Source organism: Streptomyces sp. NPDC004051, from assembly GCF_053604275.1.
The window spans coordinates 25,348-42,381 of record NZ_JBSGHG010000002.1 but is presented as its reverse complement, the minus strand read 5'-3'; the positions used below and the strand labels follow the sequence as shown (position 1 = coordinate 42,381).

Genomic DNA, 17,034 nt, shown 5'->3' with positions numbered 1-17,034 from the left:
GGGAGGTGTGCCCGAGCGGCCTAAGGGAACGGTCTTGAAAACCGTCGTGGCAGCGATGTCACCGTGGGTTCAAATCCCACCGCCTCCGCTCTGAGAACAGCGGAAACGGCCCCTGACCTGGGAAGTCGGTCGGGGGCCGTTCGCCTGCCCGGACTCAGTGGCTGCCCGGTGTTCCCCTATGGGGCAGGGCAGCCTCATCAGTACGCCGATGCAGCCCTGCGTCGTGGACGAGGTCCGTGGCCCGGACCTCAGAACCTTGGAGGAGACCCAGCCCGCGGTGATGAGCAAGGCGGTCTCCGTCGAGACCGCGCAGAAGGTGCAACAGATGATGGAATTCACCGCCGAGGAGGGCAGCGCCCAGCGCGCCCGGATCGACGGCATCACGGTCGGCGGCAAGACCGGTACCGCGCAACGCGGTGTCGACGTGGCCGACCAGGTGCCGTACGGCTGGTTCGTCTCCTACGGCAAGGAGCAGGACAGGGCCTCGGTCGCCGTGACCGTTTTCATCGACCCGACCGACATGGACATCTCGCGCCAGGACATCTCCGGCGGCGGTCTTGGAACACCCATCGCCCGCAGCGTCATGAAGGCGGTCCCGCAGCAGTGACGCCGGAAACGAAGCCGGAGGGTCTGTACAGGGAACGTTGGGTCGGGCGACCGCTCGCACCGGGTCCACGTTCTTCCTCGTGAATGTCACCACACGTCAAAGGGGAACAGCCGTTACCGGCAAGGAAGTTGAGAAGGGAAGCGAGCAGGGGAACGGCCTGGGGGCCTGGTGGGCGGGCATCGGGACGTGGGGAGCGGCCGCGCTGATCGCCGTCGGCGGTCTCGCGGCGGTGTGGGTCTTTTTCCGGCTGCCCGGCACTCCGGAGGAGCCGACGCCCGGCTACTACCAAGCCGCCAGGATCGGCACCATCGGCCTGGTGATCGCGGGAAGCGCCTTGCTGGGCCGTCGTCGTGCCCGGACCGCGGGCACCGAGGAGACGGCCGAGGCGGAACGCGTCTGACGCCGCCGGTCGGTCAGTGACGTCGGACGGCGGCGGCTTCCTGGATTCCGCGCATCGCGTCCGGCGCACGGCCTGTGAGGGTGGTGCGCCTCCACAGGCCGTGCGCGGGCCATCGCGAGGAAGGGCCCGCAGATGCGGGCTCTTTTGGTTTTCACCTTGCGCAGAGGTGAGCCGCCGCACTGAAACCGGGGTGCAAGGCGTGCTTCGACCCGGAGGCTCGTCGTGCCTGGCGGACATCCACTCTTGACTGCCATGTACTTTGCAATGCAAAGTACAGCCGTGGGCGGCCGACCGGCCGTCCGCTTCCCGGCGCTGCCGAAGCGCGACCACAAGGGGGAGATCGTGGGGACACCGTCACTGAACAGCGGGGGATCCGGGCCGGGGGCGCAGGTGGCCGACCTGCTGGCGGCCACGGAAGGTTTACGGGCCAGGACCCGCGCACAGATGAACGGTTCGTGGGTCTCCCTTCTGGGCTTCGGCCTTCTCGCGCTGGCGTCCGCCCCGGTGGCCCGGTACGCCTTCAACTTCGGAGCCCACGGTCGCAACGTCGCGTCCTATCCGGCCTTCGCCTACGCTGAGCTGATCGGCCTGTGCGTCGTCCATGAATCGGGAACTCCCTGTTTGGAGGGCGAGTTCGACGGCGCCGTGCTGCGCTTCGTGGCCTGGGGCGTGTGGTTCGGGCTCCTTCCCCTGGCATGGTTCGCCTTCGCCCGCTGGTACCGCCTGCGCGGCGAGGTCCGGGGCGTCGTCCCCCGCCGCGGCATGTGGATCTGCACGACCGCCGTGGTCACCACCGTGATCATGATCGCCCTGACGTCCATGCTGTTCGGGCTGTTCGGCTGGAGTCAGTCGTTGGAGGTCGCGCTGCTGCAGAACAACTACGCCTCTCCGTGGTACCTGGTCGGTATCGGGCTCGTCGCCCTCGGGCTGGTCGAACGCAGCTGGATCGCCGTAGCCGCCGGTGCCGCTCACGCCCTGCTGCTCACCGGCTACCTCGGTGCCTCCTGGGGCACGGGGTGGCTCCCCTGGCAGCACCCCGCCCACCCCGACTGGACCGACGGACCGCAGGTCAAGGCGTTGCTGCTTGCCTCGATCCTGCTCCTCGCCGGCCTGGTCGAGTGGGTGGTGGCGCGTCATCGAGCCGGACCCGCTCGTGCCGGTGCGGATACGGTTGTCTCATGAGTGTCGGGGATTCGATGGAGGCGTGGGACGGCCAGGAAGGGCTCCATCCGACGCAGTCGCTGGACGACACCGTCCATCAGCGTGTGCGACTCGGCATCCTCACCATCGCCCGAGAAGCAGACCGGGTCGAGTTCGGCTTCCTGAAGAAGCAACTGGCTGTCACGGACGGAAACCTCTCCCGGCACCTGAAGGTGCTGGAGGAGTCGGATCTGATCACCGTGGACAAGGGGTACGTCGGTCGGCGTCCCCGAACGTGGATCGCCCTCACCCGTGAAGGCGCGAAGGCGCTGGACGCCGAACTCCGTGCCTTGCGCGCGCTCGTTCTCCGGTTGGAGAGCCCCCGACCGGCTCCCGGTGCGTCCGAGGCGTGATGCTGGTGCAGGGAGTTCGGCCCTGGGCCCGTGGGGTCATGACGCCGCTCGCAGGAGGCGGAGTTGGCCGATCTCCGTGGCGTTCTTCAGGAGTTCGGTGTTCACCCAGGCGGCCGTGTGGGCCACGGTGTACGCAGGGTCAGCCGGCCAGGGGAACGGTGCTGTGGCATCCAGGTCGGTATCGGTCAGGGCGTCCAGCGTCGCGAGCCACTCCGTTCGCAGGTCGCGCAGCCACTGGACGGTCGCCGGTCCTGCTCCGGGCCAGGTGATCTCGGTCCGCTCCCGGGGTCGGCGTCCGTGCGCGTGGTCCAGGGTCACGCTCCACCACCAGCCGATGTGCCAGCTGACCCAGGCGATGGTCGGCACGGGTACGGGGTCGGGCTCGGTCTCCGCCCAGTCGGGGGTCCAGGTTCCGTCGGCGGAGCGGTGCATCGTCCAACAGTGGGCGGTGGGCTGCCACAGGAAGTCGTCCGGCTCCAGCCGCTCCAGGTGGTACTCGAACAGGGACCAGGTCAGGTCGAACTGCCAGCGCAGTAGTTCTGTTCGGGAGAGGGGGACGGGGGCCGGGGTGGCGTGGGTGGGTGACATGGTCGGCACTTTAGGGCGGGGGTGCGTCAGGGGCTTCTGGTTTGTGGGCCGGGGGTGGGTTCGTCATGGTGCGGAGAGCGTGGGGCGGGGAGTTCGGTCCGGGACAGCGGGATGACGGCCGGTCCGCGTTCGGCGGCTGACAAGGCGTGTGCGAGGACCGGTGTGGTGGCCTGTCGGCTGGTGAGGGTCATGGATTCGTTTTCGTATGCGTGTTCGAGAAGAGGGGAGGGGGGTAGGTGCGGCGCGCCGGGGTTCGCGTGGTTTGCGGAAAAAGTGCCGAAACGCTTCCCTTCTTGCGGGGGTTGGTGTGGAACGGGCCGCGTCGGGCGGAGGGGCGGGTCGGGGAGGGAGGGGGAGGTTTATCGACTTGCGCTCACACTTGCGCGCTAATGACGGCTTCAGGGGTGGTTCACCGTGGTTCGGTGGGCAAGTCTGATCTCGCGACGTCGTGCACAGTGCCGGGGTGGTCGGCCAACTCCCCTGGTGGCAGCCGTACATCAGGCATACACGCACACGCTCATGTGCTGGTGCGTCCTTGGTTCTGGAGGGAACACAACATGGCAAGCATCCGTACCGCCCGTGTCATTGCCGCCGTCTCCGCTCTTCCGCTCGCGGCGGCCCTCTTCGGCGGCGTCGCGACGGCGGACGCCGGCGCTCTCGCGGACGACGGATCGAACGCCACGGCCACCAGCGCCGAGGCGGGAGTGCTCGGCAGCGGCGTCGGAGGCGACAACTACGGCAACGCGGCCACCACGCAGCAGCAGGCCACCGGTTCCGGTGCCTCGAACCAGAGCAACGCCGCCCAGGTCAACGGCTCCGCCTTCACGTCCGTCGTCCAGGGCGACGACAACGTGGTGATCACCTTCACCCCGCTGTGGTGAGGAAGGCCGCGGTGACGAGGGCGAGGGGGGTGAGGGGGGTGACGGCTCTCTGACGCCGTGGGGGCGATCTGTGGGGGGCGAGGCGTCTGCGCGGCGGTGCTCCGGTACCGTCGCGCAGGTGTTTCCGGGCTTTTGCGGTGCTTCCCCCCAGGGGGGAACCCGCACTGGGCCTCCTCCGCTCGTCCACCTTCAGGAGGTGCGGCAGGCCCCACCCCTACAACCTGAGGGGGACGCGGCTTCGGGACCTGCGGCCGATTTGCCGGGCGTGCCCCGCTCATAGCGTTGAGTCATGACCAGACCCGTCTGCACCAGCGCTTCGCACGCCGCTGCTCCGGCGGCGCAGACCCTTCCGTACCCGTCGTTCTCGTCGTACATGAGGGCCCGGCAGCCGGTGCTCCTGCGTACCGCCCGGTCCCTGACCGGGAACCCGAGCGACGCGGAGGACCTGCTGCAGACCGCGCTCGCCAAGACGTACGTCGCCTGGGAGCGCATCGAGGACCATCGTGCGCTCGACGGCTATGTGCGCCGGGCGCTGCTGAACACACGGACGTCGCAGTGGCGCAAGCGCAAGGTGGACGAGTTCGCCTGCGACGAGCTGCCCGAGCCGGACCCGGTCCCCGGCGGCAACGACCCGGCCGAGCAGCAGGCGCTGCGCGACGCGATGTGGCGGGCGATCATGCGGCTGCCCGCGCGGCAGCGCGCCATGGTCGTCCTGCGGTACTACGAGGACCTCAGCGAGGCCCAGACAGCCGAGGTGCTCGGCGTATCGGTGGGCACGGTGAAGTCGGCCGTTTCGCGGGCGCTCGGGAAGCTGCGGGACGACGCCGAGCTGGGCCTCGTCCGGGCCTGACCGAGGGCGAAGTTCCGCGGAACGTGATCGATCATCCGTCCGCCTAGTGACATACCGAGCGGTATGTGCGCAGAATCAGCACAACCGTTACCGCCGCGTAGGCAATGTCGCCCAGGAGGACGCCGTGCTCAGCACCATGCAGGACGTACCGCTGCTGATCTCAAGGATCCTGACCCACGGGTCGACGATCCACGGCACGTCACAGGTGACCACCTGGACCGGCGAGGGCGACCCGCACCGCCGCTCCTACGCGGAGATCGGCGCCCGCTCGGCCCAACTGGCCCACGCCCTGCGTGAGGACCTCGGGGTGGCCGACGACGACCGGGTGGCCACGCTCATGTGGAACAACGCCGAGCATGTGGAGGCCTACTTCGCCATCCCCTCCATGGGCGCGGTGCTCCACACCCTGAACCTCCGCCTGCCGGCCGAGCAGCTCGCGTGGATCGTCAACCACGCCGCGGACCGGGTGATCATCGTCAACGGTTCGCTGATCCCGCTGCTCGCTCCGCTGCTGCCGCACCTGAAGACCGTTCAGCACGTCGTCGTGACCGGGCCCGGAGACCGTTCCGCGCTGGCGGACGCCGACGCCCAGGTGCACGAGTACGAGGACCTGATCGCCGGAAAGCCCGTCGCCTACGACTGGCCGGAGCTGGACGAACGCGCCGCCGCCGCCATGTGCTACACCTCGGGCACCACCGGGGACCCCAAGGGCGTGGTCTACAGCCACCGTTCGATCTACCTGCACTCGATGCAGGTCAACATGGGCCAGTCGATGGGCCTGACCGACGGGGACACCTCCCTGGTCGTGGTCCCCCAGTTCCACGTCAACGCCTGGGGCCTGCCGCACGCCACCTTCATGACCGGCGTCAACATGCTGATGCCGGACCGCTTCCTGCAGCCCGCCCCGCTCGCCGAGATGATCGAGGGGGAACGGCCGACGCACGCCGCCGCCGTCCCCACCATCTGGCAGGGCCTGCTGGCCGAGCTGCTGGCCAAGCCGCGGGACGTCTCCTCCCTCACCCAGGTCACCATCGGCGGCTCGGCCTGTCCGCCCTCGCTGATGGAGGCCTTCGACGAGCTGGGCATGCGGGTCTGCCACGCCTGGGGCATGACGGAGACCTCCCCGCTCGGGACCATCGCCCGCCCGCCGGCCGAGGCCGTGGGCACCGATGCGGAGTTCGGCTACCGGCTGACCCAGGGCCGTTTCCCGGCCGGCGTCGAGGCCCGGCTCACCGGTCCCGGCGGCGAACGGCTCCCCTGGGACGGCGAGTCCGCGGGCGAGCTGGAGGTGCGCGGCCCCTGGATCGCAGGCGCCTACTACAACGGCGTCGACGCCGAACCGCTGCGCCCCGCCGACAAGTTCAGCGAGGACGGCTGGCTGAAGACGGGGGACGTCGGCACCATCAGCCCCGACGGCTTCCTCACCCTGACCGACCGGGCCAAGGACGTCATCAAGTCCGGCGGCGAGTGGATCTCCTCCGTCGAGCTGGAGAACGCGCTGATGTCCCACCCCGATGTCGCGGAGGCCGCCGTCGTCGCCGTCCCGGACGACAAGTGGGGAGAGCGCCCTCTGGCCACGGTCGTCCTCAGGGAGGGGTCCACCGCCGACTTCACCACCCTGCGCGCCTTCCTCGCCGAGGGGGGCGTCGCCAAGTGGCAGCTGCCCGAGCGCTGGACGGTGATCGAGTCGGTACCGAAGACGAGCGTCGGCAAGTTCGACAAGAAGGTGCTGCGCCGGCAGTACGCCGAGGGCGGGCTGGACGTCACCCGGCTCTGACGACGCTCGACGCCCCGGCCCCCTCCCACCCGTTACGCTCCACGGCCGCGCCGGGTGGGGACGAACCTCGGTCCGTCCCCACCCGGCGTACGCCGTCGCTCAGTTGGTGCCGATACGGGCGAGCAGGTCGACGATCCGCTCCTGCACCTCGTCGCTCGTGGACCGCTCCGCGAGGAACAGCACCGTCTCGCCGGAGGCCAGCCGCGGCAGGTCGGACGGTCCGACGGCGGCGGTGTAGACGACGAGCGGGGTGCGGTTGAGCTGTCCGTTCGCCCGCAGCCAGTCGATGATCCCGGCGGCCCCGGCCTGCTGCCGACGCACCTGCATCAGGTCCATCACCACCAGGTTCGGCCGGAACTGCCCCGCCAGCGTCACCGCGTCCGCATCGCCCGCGGCCCGCGCGACCTGCATACCGCGCCGCTCCAGCGTCGCGGTCAGCGCCAGCGCGATCTCCGCGTGCTCCTCGATCAGCAGCACCCGCGGCGGATGCTGCTCGCTGTCACGCGGCGCGAGAGCCTTCAGCAGCACCGCGGGGTCGGCGCCGTAGGCCTCGTCGCGCGACGCCTGCCCCAGTCCGGCCGTGACGAGCACCGGCACCTCGGCGGCCACCGCCGCCTTCCGCAGCGACTGGAGAGCCGTCCGGGTGATCGGCCCGGTCAGCGGGTCCACGAACAGCGCGGCGGGGAACGCCGCGATCTGCGCGTCGACCTCCTCGCGCGAGTTCACGATCACCGGCCGGTAGCCGCGGTCGCTCAGCGCCTGCTGCGTGGCGACGTCCGGCGCGGGCCACACCAGCAGCCGACGCGGGTTGTCCAACGGCTCCGGCGGCAGTTCGGCGTCCATCGGCTGCGGACGCGGGGGATCCGCCACCTCGACGGCCCCGCCCGGACCGTCCAGCGGTTCGGGGCCCTCGGCCGCGTCCGCGTCCGGCGCCCCTATCGCGTACGAGCGTCCCGTGCCCTCGGTGGTCGGCGCGAGCCGTGGCTGCCCGGCGGCGGGCGAGTGCTGCTGCGGCTGGGGCTGCGACAGTGACGGCGACTGCGGGGGCTGCGACGACTGCGGCTGCGCCGGTGCCTGTGCCTGTGCGCGCGCGGGCTGCCGGGGCGCCGCCTGCGCCTGCCGCTGGGCGGGGGCGGGGACGGAGTCGGCCGTCGTGTGCGGGCGGGCTCCCTGGTCGTGGTCCGCGGCCGGGTCGGTACGCGTGCCGAGCTTGCGGCGACGGCCCGAGCCGCCCGGCTGGTGCGGGGGAGGCGTGGCCGCCGGCAGCGGCTGCTGGACCTGGACGGCCTGCCGGGTGAACGGCACGCCCTGTCCCAGGGTGCGCACGCTGAACGCACGCCCCTGCGTCGAGTTGGGGTCCACCGGTGCCGTCGGCGCCGGTGCCTCCACCGGCAGCGGCAGCGGCTGAGGTTGGGGCTGAGGGGCCCGCTGCACGGGGGCGGGCGCGGCCTCGGGAGGCAGCGGGGAGGCAGGGGCGGGCGCCGCCACACCGCTCGGCGGCGCGGGGGCACCCTGCGGCGGTACGGGGGCCCCGGCGGCGGGCCACGGCGGCTGTGCGGCCGGGGCGCCGGCGGGCGGAGTTCCCTGAGCCGGCGCGGCCTCGGCGGGCAGTGGCTGGGCGACGGAAGCGGGCTGCTCCGCGGCCGGAGCGGCGGACTGGGCCGGGACCGGTACGGCGGGCTGGGGCATCGGCTGGCCGCCGGACGCCACCTGGGGCTGGTCGAGGGGCGCCGGTGCCGGTGCCGGCGCCGCCGGTGGCTGCACCTGAGGCATCTGCCCGGGGACGGCGGCGCCCGGACCCTGCACGGGCCCGCCCTGCGGCGGAACGGCCGACGGAAGGGCCGCACCCTGCGGCGGGACGGGCCCGCCCTGCGGGGGAATCGGGGCACCCTGCGCGGGCGCCACCGGTTGAGCCGGTGCCGGAACCGGTGCCTGGGCCGGAACCGGGGCCTGGGCCGGAACCGGTGCCTGTGCCTGAGCCGGCACCGGGGCCTGGGCCGGAACCGGTGCCTGTGCCGGCACCGGGGCCTGTGCCTGGGCCGGGACCGATGCCTGGACCGGCACCGGCACCGGCACCGGCACCGGCACCGGCGCAGGCGCCGCGCCCTGCTCGGCCGGCTGGGCGACGGCGCGACGGCGTCGGCCCGTCGGGGCGCTGGTGGGATGCGGCTGCGGCGGAGTGTGATCGTCGGACTGATCGTGCGGGACGGCCTCATGGCGTCCGTCGTGCAGCGCGTCACCGGAAGCGGCCGGTCCGGGGAGTGGCACCGGCACCGGGCCCTCCTGCGCCCCCTGGTCCGCCTCGGCGGGCGGCAACGCGAACACCGTACGGGGCGCCGCCTCCTGCGCCGCCGCCCGCTCGGTGGCCGCCGCCAGCGCCCGCCGACGCCGCCCGGCCGACTGAGGCTGGTCCTCCTGCGCCTGATCCTGGCCCTGAGCAGCCTGCGCCGTTCCGTCCGCACCGCCCGCAGCGGGCAACGCGGGCGGCAGGGCGTGCTGCTCACCGGAGGCCTGCGCGCGCAGCCCGCCGGAGGGAACGGGCACTCCCTGCGGCGGTACGGTCCCGCCCAACCCCGTGTTCGAGGCGGCGGACCCCGCCGCGGACTCGGCGGCCGTGACGACGGCCCCACCGACCGCGCTCGCACCCGGTACGGCGACAGCGCCCTCGGCCGGTCGACCCCGGCGCCGTCCGGTCCCGCCGGACACCACCACCGCGCCCTCGCCGGACGCCTGAGCCGGAAGCTGCGCGGGTTCCGGCTCGGCCGCCGCCCGGCGCCTGCGCCGACCGGTGGGGGGTGCCGCGGGTTCCGTACCGGAGCCCTCCTCGGCCCCCGGCACCCCGCTCTCCAGGAACGCGTCCACCGAGGCCCGCCGGGCCCTCCGTCGTCCGCCACCGGAACCCCGCTGACCGCCCGCGGCCGAACCGGCCTCCCCGGCCGAGGCCTCCGCCGGCACCGGCACCGGTACTTCCTCCGGAACCTCCGCAGGCCCCCCGGAAGTCAGCGCGAGCTGCCCGTGACCTGCGGCGACGGCACCGGCTCCGCCCCCGATGGGCACCTCGAGGACGAACGCGCTGCCGCTCATCCCCGGCACCTCGTGCGTCTGCAGCACACCTCCGTGCGCCCGTACGATCCCGCGCACGATCGGCTCGTGCACCGGATCACCGCCGCTGTACGGCCCGCGCACCTCGAGGCGTACGACCTCACCGCGCTGTGCCGCCGCGACCACGACCGTGTTGTCCAGGTAACCGCCCGCCGACACGCGAGCGTTGCCGGTGGCGTCGACGCCCGCGACGTCCGCGACGAGATGCGCGAGGGCGGTGGCGAGCAGCCGGGGGTCGACCTCGGCCTCGATGGGTGGTGCGTGCACGGCGAACTGCACGCGGCCGGGCCCGATGAGCTCCACGGCCCCGTCGACACCGGCGGCGACGACGGCGTCGAGCATCACCTTCGTACGGGTGATCTCCTCCGCCCCGGCGTCGAGCCGCTGGTAGCCGAGGACGTTGTCGATGAGGGTGGTGATCCGGGAGTAGCCGGCCGACAGGTGGTGGAGCACCTGGTTGGCCTCGGGCCACAGCTGGCCGGCGTCGTCCGAGGCGAGCGCGGTCAGTTCGCGGCGCAGTTCCTCCAGCGGGCTCCTGAGCGACTGCCCGAGCAGGGTGAGGAGCTGTTCGTGCCGGCCGGAGAGGGCCTCGTAGCGGTCCTTCTCCCGCTCGCCGAGCGCGGCGTACCGCTCCTCGTTCGCGGCGAGTTCCTCGGTGTGCGCCTCGCGCAGTTCCTCCAGCTCGCCGACGTGCTTCTGGCGCAGGGCGGTGAGCTCGGAGGCGTGCTCCTCGGCGAGCCGCTCCAGCTCCTCGGCGTGCTGCCGCTCGGCCTCCTCCTTCTCCTTGACGACCGCGTCGTAGGGCCGCCGGTCGGTGAAGGTCATGACGGCGCCGACGAGCTGGTCGCCGTCGCGCACCGGCGCGGTCGTCAGGTCGACCGGCACCTTGTCGCCGCTCTTGGAGTACAGCACCTGTCCGCGCACCCGGTGCTTGCGCCCGGAGCGCAGGGTGTCCGCGAGCGGGGACTCGCCGTACGGGAAGGGCGATCCGTCGGCGCGCGAGTGGAGGACGAGGGTGTGCAGCTCGCGTCCGCCGAGATCACTGGCCCGGTAGCCCAGTATCTGGGCGGCGGCCGGGTTGACGAGGACGATCCGGCCGTCGGTGTCCGTCCCGACGACGCCCTCCGAGGCGGCCCGCAGGATCATCTCGGTCTGCCGCTGCGAACGCGCCAGCTCGGCCTCGGTGTCGACGGTGCCGGACAGATCGCGTACGACGAGCATCAGCAGTTCGTCGCCGGTGTAGCCGTAATTGTCGTAGGCCTGCTGGCCGGTCTCCAGATTCGCACTGGTGACCTCGACCGGGAACTCGGTCCCGTCGGTCCGCCGGGCGACCATGCGCGTCGGCTTGGTACGGGCCCGCGGGTCGATGTGGTCCGGTCGGCGCATGGAACCGGGGATGAGCTTGGAGTCGAACTGCGGCAGCAGATCGAGCAGCCCGCGCCCCACCAGCGCCGTCCCCGGCGTCTCGAACGCCTCGAGGGCGATGGTGTTGGCGTTGACGACCGTCCCGTTGGCGTTGACCAGCACCAAGGCGTCGGGAAGCGCGTCCAGTATGGCTGCGAGGCGAGCAGTGCCTCGGGATGGCCTGCTGCTCACGAGACGCTTCCTCCTTGTTCCGCTACGTGCCGACCGCGCGGGCCATCTTGCCAACCGGCCCGCAACGTGTCACCCGAGGGAGTCTAAGGGTTGGGATTGCGCTCGCGATGCCGGATGAGACCGAGGTCGCACGTAACGTCTACGGGGATGTGACGCCCGCATCGCCGCGCACCGGCAACGGCCTGCGCCGACACCGCCCGGACCGTTGCGGGACCTCCACGCCCTCCCCCCGGCGTGCCGATCCGGCCCGCCGTCGCGCCGGCGACGCGTCCGCCACTCGCCGGTCGGAAGGGCTTTGCTCTGTGGCCACCCTGCCTAGTACCGTGGGGGGCGATTGGTGACGGCACGCGTGACTGTGTCATCATCGGCACGCACCACTTGATCCGCGCTCGCGCGCGGAGGGGTTGTGCACGGAGGCGTCGCCTAGTCCGGTCTATGGCGCCGCACTGCTAATGCGGTTTGGGCCTTAAAGCCCATCGAGGGTTCAAATCCCTCCGCCTCCGCACCGATTCGAAGCCCCGGCCCACCCGGCCGGGGCTTCGTCGCGTCCCCGGTCCCTCCGTCGCCGTCGTATCCCTTGTTTTCCCAGGTCGCAAGGGGTGGGCCAAACGGATTTCACATGACGGCGGCGGTCATGTAATGTTCTTCCTGTCGCCGCGAGCGAGCCCAGCGGGCCCGGGAGCGGCGAGAAAACTGAAGACACAGGCACTCGTAGCTTAACGGATAGAGCATCTGACTACGGATCAGAAGGTTGCAGGTTCGAATCCTGCCGAGTGCACAGCAGACCAGAGGCCCCGGAGAAATCCGGGGCCTCTGGTGTTGTGGTGCCGGTTGTTACGTCAGTTCTTCCAGACGCCGGCCATGACTCTCGGCGATGCGGAGAGCGGCTTCCGGGACCGTGTCCTGGGTCCTCGATGGGAACAGCGGCGCGTCGGGTTTGTCTCAGGAGGCGTTACGGCTCTCGGCTTCGGCCTGGGCTATGGCTTCGGCTTCGCTCTCGGCCAGGGCGAGCGTGACACCGAACGCCTGCGTGATGTGGCCGGCCGCCGACATGACGCGTGCCGTCCCCACCACGGGAGCGATGGCGACCAGGAGGTCCTGCAACTGCTCAACCGTGAAGTCGGCTTTGAGCGCGGGGTTGATGTGGGCCAGGTAGGAGATCGCCGGTGCGTCCATGGCCACGAGTGCGGCGATGCGGGCAAGGACGAGCGTTCGCTCGTCCATGTGGCAGCGCTCGACGGAGTCGATCGTCATGGCGGCGATCGTGTCGAGTACGGGAGTCTCAGACGCAGTGGCCATGGTCGTACCGCCTTCTGGTGTCGTAGGGAGTCGGACCGCCATCCGTTTGCCCCGGAATTTCCCTGCCCAGCAGTTGCTGCTCAAGCGTAGGCACCCTCAGGTGATGGCGCGCGTCGAGCCGGACAAGGGACCGAACGTGCTGATCTTGTGGTGGCTGCAGTTCATGCATCGGCTGTCCGTTTTCCCGATCGTGGAAGCGTCCGTGGCAGCTGGTGGCCCGGATGGCGGGCGGTGACTCCCCGCCGCAGGATGGTGGCGACTGCCCTGGGTCGTCCCCGATCCCTCGGGCGGCGGGATCTCGGAGCGCATCATGGACACGGAAAACCTCTGCTCGATCACGCAGCCTGTCCTCGGTCATGTCTCGCGCAGCGGGAACTCCGTGGACCGGTGGACCGGGCTGCGCCGCGTCGGGACCTGACAGCAGCAGGCACGTGGTGGTCGCCTCCGGCCCTTGGTGGGCCTCCCCCAGGCGCTCGATCGGCTCCGGCGCGGGCGTGGGCACGGTGATCGCTGTGCTCGCGCTCACGAACGTGATCGACAACCGCTGGGCGCCGTCGTTCCGTCTGCTGACCGCGGTACTGGTCAGCGCGCTGCTGCTGGGGGTGCTCTTCCGGGCCGGCGGCACCTGGGCGGACGCGGGACTGGACCCATCCACGCTGGGGCGTGGTGTGCGCTGGGCGCTGGCGCTGATCGGGCTGGTCTGCGTCGTCTACCTGGCTGCGGCGCTGCTTCCGAGCACCCGCGGCCTTTTCGCCGACCAGCGCTACAGCGGGTTCACGGGCGGCCAGGTGGCACTCCGCATGGTGATCACCGTCCCTGTGGGTACGGTCCTGCTGGAGGAGGTTGCGTTCCGGGGAGTTCTGTACGGGTTGGTGGATCGTGCGCGTGGCGTCGTCTGGGCAACCCTCGTGTCCAGTGGGTTGTTCGGGTTGTGGCACATCCTGCCGTCGCTGGGCCTGGTGGCGGCGAAGCCCCGGTTGGTCCCGGTCTTCGGCCACTCCGCGCTCGGCTCCGTCGTCGCGGACGCGGGAGCGGTCCTGTTCACGGCGGCCGCGGGTGTGATCTTCTGCGAACTGCGTCGGCGCAGTGGCAGTCTGCTGGCGCCGATGGGCCTGCACTGGGCTGTCAACGCTCTGGGCTACCTGGTCGGATTCCTGTTGCGGTGAGAAGGGTGCCTGACCCCTGCCGGGGGCTCGGGTGCGTGGGGTCAGCCCTCGGCGGCAATGACCTCTTTCAGATGGGCGAGGTCCTGGGCGGTGATGTCGGCGGGCCGCATGACGGCGTTCCAGGCGTCCACGTATTCGGTGGTGTATTTGTGGCCGTGGCCGTCCGGGACGCCGGTGGAGAACGGAAGGTCGGCGGTGACCTGCCAGAAGGTCACGAAGGGGAGCCAGAGCATGCCCTTGAGCACGTCCTTTCCGTGCTGCTCGGTGAGCCAGTCCGGTGCGTTGAAGATGAGACGGGGGCTCCACCAGACGATCGGGTCGGAGGGGTGCATCAGGTAGAGGACCCGGGTGCCGTCCCAAGGCCGGTCCGCTGGGGGGACGCCCGTGGCCGGGTTGCTTGTGAAGCGTACGGTCCGGCCGTCCCGGTAGACCGGTTGGATCTCTGGGCTGCCGGGATCGCGCTGGTCGCTGAACTGCCGGAACAGAGGGTTGAAATTGGGTGGCCCGGCGAACAGGGTGCCGGCGGTACGGATGCGCAGGTCGGCTTCTCCGCTGAAGGCGGCCTCGCTGCCGAACGATCCCAGGCTCTCCCCGGCGACGAACAGGCGGGGGCGCCGGCTCTGCGGCAGCTGCAGCCAGGCGTCGTAGACGGCGTCGAACAGGTCGCGACCCGCCGCCCGTGCCTTCGATTGGTCCACGAGGTAGGAGATCCACGACGGCAGGTAGGAGTACTGGATGGCCACGGCCGCCGAGTCGCCGCCGGCGAGGTACTCGAAAGAGTCCACCGCGGCGGGGTCGACCCAGCCGCTGCCCGTGGTCGTCACCACGAGCAGGTTCTTGCGCTGGAATCCGCCCGCGCGTTTCAAGTCGGCGACCGCCAGTGAGGCACGGGACTCGGTGCTGTCCGACGACGCCAGTCCGGCGTAGGCGCGGATCGGTTCCGCCGCGGGACGGTGGGTGAAGCCCGTGATGTCCGACGGCGAGGGGCCCGTTCCGGTGAAGCCGCGTCCTTGCAGGCCCAGGGAGTCCCACGGAACCAGCGAGCCCGGCCCTCCCGAGCGCAGGCTCGTGGTCGGCTGGTGCACCCCTTCCTGGGTCGTCGTGTTGCGCACCGAGAAAGCCTGATTGGCCAGGGCGACGAATCCGTCGAGGAGAAGACTGGTGACGATCAGATAGGCGAGACCGGTGACCAGGATCCAGCCGACCGCCCGAGCGGCCCGTGTCCCGACCCAGCGCTTGAGCAAGTCCGAGAGCCGGCGATAAATCCCGCGAATGCCACGCCCGGTCAGCAGGAGGAGGCAGAAGACCAGCACCGCGATGAAGGGCGACGCGACGGCGAGCGGAACACTGTAGTCCGTCACCCCCATCAGCCGGCGGATCTCGTACTGCCAGTACTGCCCGAACCCGAAGAAGACGCCGAAAAGGATTGGCGCGCCGATGAAGAAGGCGGGCCAGGACCGGCGTCGCGCAGGCCGGGGCTCCCGGTCCGCGAAGGCGCGCCACACGCATGCGGCCAGTACGCCGAGCCCGTAGCCGATGGCCGCCGTGATTCCGCAGATCATCCCCTGGAGCAGACCTCCGCGCGGGAGCAGCGAAGGCGTGAAGGACAGACACCCCAGCACCACGGCGCCCCAGCTCCCGGGAAGGGTGGCGTACAGCAGCTTTCGGTGCCGCGCGGGCTGCGCCGACCCTCCTGGGGTGCCGCTCCCTGCCGCCAGACCCGCTCCGGCCTCACCCGCAGCGGGCGCTCCGGCCCCGTTCGGATGCTCCTGCGGCCCCCGTGTTCCGGACATGTGCGCACTCCCTTCGAGGACGTCACGCTGTGTTCAGCACAGTTCTGTCCGGCCTGCTGAGGCCTCGCCCGATGCGGGTGATTTCCGCGCACGACAGGTGCTTCGGTGCGGCCCGGCTTCCACGCATCTCGTTTCCCAGCCGGAGCGGTCTCTTCCCGGTCGTGAGTGGCTTCCCGAAGTGCCGAGCAGGACCGGGGTCCGCCGGCACAAGCTCCCCCGAGCCGTGTGAGGCTTTTCCGGGACGACTCGATGTCGGGTTCTGGTGGCACCAGGACTCCGCGACGTCAGCCGGACGGCCGCAGCCCGGTTTTCTCCCCTCCGGGGAGTCGCCGTCAGGAGATCGGATTACTCAATGGGCGAGTCGACGCCGTCGAGCACGATCAGTGGCCGAAGAAGTGAAGGGCCTGGTCTCTGACCTGGGGCCGTACCCTCGATCAACGCTGCGACCTGCGGTTCGGGTGCCGGTGCCGGTCGCTGTTGAGCACCCTTCCACGGTCCCGGGACGGCCCGGAGGGGCGTCCCGGGATGCCGCTCCGCGGGAGAGGGCAGGTCGTGCGGTGGGGGCTCAACGCAGCATGCGGCCCACGACGGCCCCCAGGTGGATGATCACGCCGACTGCCACCAGCCATGACAGGAGGACCATGACGACGCCGATGGGGCCGAACTTCTCTTCGTTCGCCACGATCGTCGCCGAGAAGTAGTGGGCGGAGAACACCCCGAGGCCGGTCCAGCAGACGCTGGTGGCCAGGGCCGGGGGGAACAGGGCGCGCCACGTCACCGTGCCGGCGAGCAATATGTACATGCTCACCCACCAGAAGGCGACCGCCCAGAGGAAGCCGATCAGGCCGGGCAGGAGCCACCCGTCGACCGCCCTGCCGAGCGCGGCCTGCGCGGCGGAGTAGGCGAGGAGCCCCGCAAGCCAGACGAGCTGAGCCGCGGTGTTCCGCCACCCCCCTCCCGGGACGTCGAACAGCATCCGGTACCAGCTCTGGAGGGTGCCGGCCACGGCTATGGCTCCGAGCAGCAGCAGGACGGCGCTCGTCACGGTGAGGGTGTACGACGTCGTCGCAGGGACGAACAGGGAGGCCACGGCCTGTGCCGCCTGCTGGTTCAGTCCCAGCCAGCCGACGACGACCATGGCGGCCTCGCGGCCCGCCGCCGCGGTGATGATGATCAGGAACGGGAAGAAGCACAGGAGTGCGAGCGAGGCCAGTTGGAAGGAGTGCCCGAAGAAGTCGACCGCCGAGAGCCGACCCCACAGTCGGCCCGCCCCGCTCCCCTTGACACGGCTGCCGGTGGCCCGCCACCGCTGATCTGCGCGCCACCGATGGGTGTGCCTTCGCTGACGGGGTGGGTTGCTGCCGTCGCCCATGCAACGAGTGAACCCCGGTCGACCGGCCGTGTCGCGGCAGAGGAGTCGTC

Annotated in this window: 13 protein-coding genes, 3 tRNA genes and 2 pseudogenes; 12 read left to right on the top strand and 6 right to left on the bottom strand. The window is 71.0% G+C overall.

Annotated features, from left to right (window positions below):
- Nucleotide 1: 1 nt before the first annotated feature.
- From ACWEQO_RS03750 to ACWEQO_RS03730, 5 genes and pseudogenes are all read left to right on the top strand, one after another.
- A tRNA-Ser gene (locus tag ACWEQO_RS03750) sits at nt 2-88 on the top strand.
- 87 nt (nt 89-175) lie between these two features.
- Nucleotides 176-607, top strand: a pseudogene (locus ACWEQO_RS03745) (penicillin-binding transpeptidase domain-containing protein); the annotation flags it as partial.
- Nucleotides 608-686: 79 nt separating this feature from the next.
- Nucleotides 687-1,007 (top strand): hypothetical protein, encoded by a 321-nt coding sequence (locus tag ACWEQO_RS03740; protein WP_452978567.1) that lies wholly within the window; start codon nt 687-689, stop codon nt 1,005-1,007.
- A 279-nt stretch (nt 1,008-1,286) separates the two neighbouring features.
- Nucleotides 1,287-2,189 carry a hypothetical protein gene (locus ACWEQO_RS03735; RefSeq protein ID WP_452978564.1) on the top strand — a complete coding sequence of 301 codons (903 nt, stop codon included), beginning with the start codon at nt 1,287-1,289 and terminating at the stop codon, nt 2,187-2,189.
- Nucleotides 2,186-2,560: a winged helix-turn-helix domain-containing protein gene (locus tag ACWEQO_RS03730; protein ID WP_452978561.1), complete on the top strand. Its 375-nt coding sequence runs from the start codon at nt 2,186-2,188 to the stop codon at nt 2,558-2,560. Before ACWEQO_RS03735 ends, ACWEQO_RS03730 begins: the two co-directional genes overlap by 4 nt.
- A gap of 36 nt (nt 2,561-2,596) precedes the next feature.
- Here the strand turns inward: ACWEQO_RS03730 and ACWEQO_RS03725 are convergent, their stop codons facing one another.
- Both ACWEQO_RS03725 and ACWEQO_RS03720 read right to left on the bottom strand, forming a co-directional pair.
- On the bottom strand, nt 2,597-3,148 hold the full coding sequence (locus tag ACWEQO_RS03725; RefSeq protein WP_452978558.1) for a DinB family protein: 552 nt from the start codon (nt 3,146-3,148) through the stop codon (nt 2,597-2,599).
- 47 nt (nt 3,149-3,195) lie between these two features.
- Nucleotides 3,196-3,339, bottom strand: a pseudogene (locus ACWEQO_RS03720) (bifunctional DNA primase/polymerase); the annotation flags it as partial.
- Between the two features lie 366 nt (nt 3,340-3,705).
- On the opposite strand from ACWEQO_RS03720, the gene ACWEQO_RS03715 reads away from it, so the two are divergent.
- The 3 genes from ACWEQO_RS03715 (at nt 3,706) to ACWEQO_RS03705 (ending at nt 6,656) form a co-directional block, all read left to right on the top strand.
- Nucleotides 3,706-4,029, top strand: a complete 324-nt coding sequence (locus tag ACWEQO_RS03715) for a hypothetical protein (protein ID WP_361458131.1) — start codon at nt 3,706-3,708, stop codon at nt 4,027-4,029.
- Nucleotides 4,030-4,318: 289 nt separating this feature from the next.
- On the top strand, nt 4,319-4,879 hold the full coding sequence (locus ACWEQO_RS03710) for a SigE family RNA polymerase sigma factor (RefSeq protein ID WP_361458134.1): 561 nt from the start codon (nt 4,319-4,321) through the stop codon (nt 4,877-4,879).
- Nucleotides 4,880-5,003: 124 nt separating this feature from the next.
- The gene (locus ACWEQO_RS03705; protein WP_452978554.1) at nt 5,004-6,656 is read left to right on the top strand and encodes a long-chain fatty acid--CoA ligase; all 1,653 of its coding nucleotides are present in this window, start codon (nt 5,004-5,006) and stop codon (nt 6,654-6,656) included.
- Nucleotides 6,657-6,755: 99 nt separating this feature from the next.
- Here ACWEQO_RS03705 and ACWEQO_RS03700 read toward each other — a convergent pair whose 3' ends face one another.
- Nucleotides 6,756-11,285, bottom strand: a complete 4,530-nt coding sequence (locus ACWEQO_RS03700; RefSeq protein ID WP_452979152.1) for a PAS domain-containing protein — start codon at nt 11,283-11,285, stop codon at nt 6,756-6,758.
- Between the two features lie 481 nt (nt 11,286-11,766).
- Between ACWEQO_RS03700 and ACWEQO_RS03695 the strand changes: the two genes are divergently transcribed.
- Together ACWEQO_RS03695 and ACWEQO_RS03690 are read left to right on the top strand one after the other, a co-directional pair.
- A tRNA-Ser gene (locus tag ACWEQO_RS03695) sits at nt 11,767-11,857 on the top strand.
- Between the two features lie 202 nt (nt 11,858-12,059).
- Nucleotides 12,060-12,132 (top strand) — tRNA-Arg (locus ACWEQO_RS03690).
- 164 nt (nt 12,133-12,296) lie between these two features.
- On the opposite strand, the gene ACWEQO_RS03685 is transcribed toward ACWEQO_RS03690, so the two are convergent.
- Nucleotides 12,297-12,653, bottom strand: a complete 357-nt coding sequence (locus ACWEQO_RS03685) for a carboxymuconolactone decarboxylase family protein (protein ID WP_361458143.1) — start codon at nt 12,651-12,653, stop codon at nt 12,297-12,299.
- 103 nt (nt 12,654-12,756) lie between these two features.
- On the opposite strand from ACWEQO_RS03685, the gene ACWEQO_RS03680 reads away from it, so the two are divergent.
- Both ACWEQO_RS03680 and ACWEQO_RS03675 read left to right on the top strand, forming a co-directional pair.
- A complete protein-coding gene (locus ACWEQO_RS03680; protein WP_279335097.1) occupies nt 12,757-12,888 on the top strand; it encodes a hypothetical protein in 132 nt (43 codons plus the stop codon).
- Between the two features lie 277 nt (nt 12,889-13,165).
- A complete protein-coding gene (locus tag ACWEQO_RS03675) occupies nt 13,166-13,819 on the top strand; it encodes a CPBP family intramembrane glutamic endopeptidase (RefSeq protein ID WP_452978549.1) in 654 nt (217 codons plus the stop codon).
- A 41-nt stretch (nt 13,820-13,860) separates the two neighbouring features.
- Here the strand turns inward: ACWEQO_RS03675 and ACWEQO_RS03670 are convergent, their stop codons facing one another.
- Both ACWEQO_RS03670 and ACWEQO_RS03665 read right to left on the bottom strand, forming a co-directional pair.
- Nucleotides 13,861-15,612: an alpha/beta hydrolase gene (locus tag ACWEQO_RS03670; protein ID WP_452978546.1), complete on the bottom strand. Its 1,752-nt coding sequence runs from the start codon at nt 15,610-15,612 to the stop codon at nt 13,861-13,863.
- 565 nt (nt 15,613-16,177) lie between these two features.
- The gene (locus ACWEQO_RS03665; RefSeq protein WP_361458152.1) at nt 16,178-16,984 is read right to left on the bottom strand and encodes a ribonuclease BN; all 807 of its coding nucleotides are present in this window, start codon (nt 16,982-16,984) and stop codon (nt 16,178-16,180) included.
- Nucleotides 16,985-17,034: the final 50 nt, after the last annotated feature.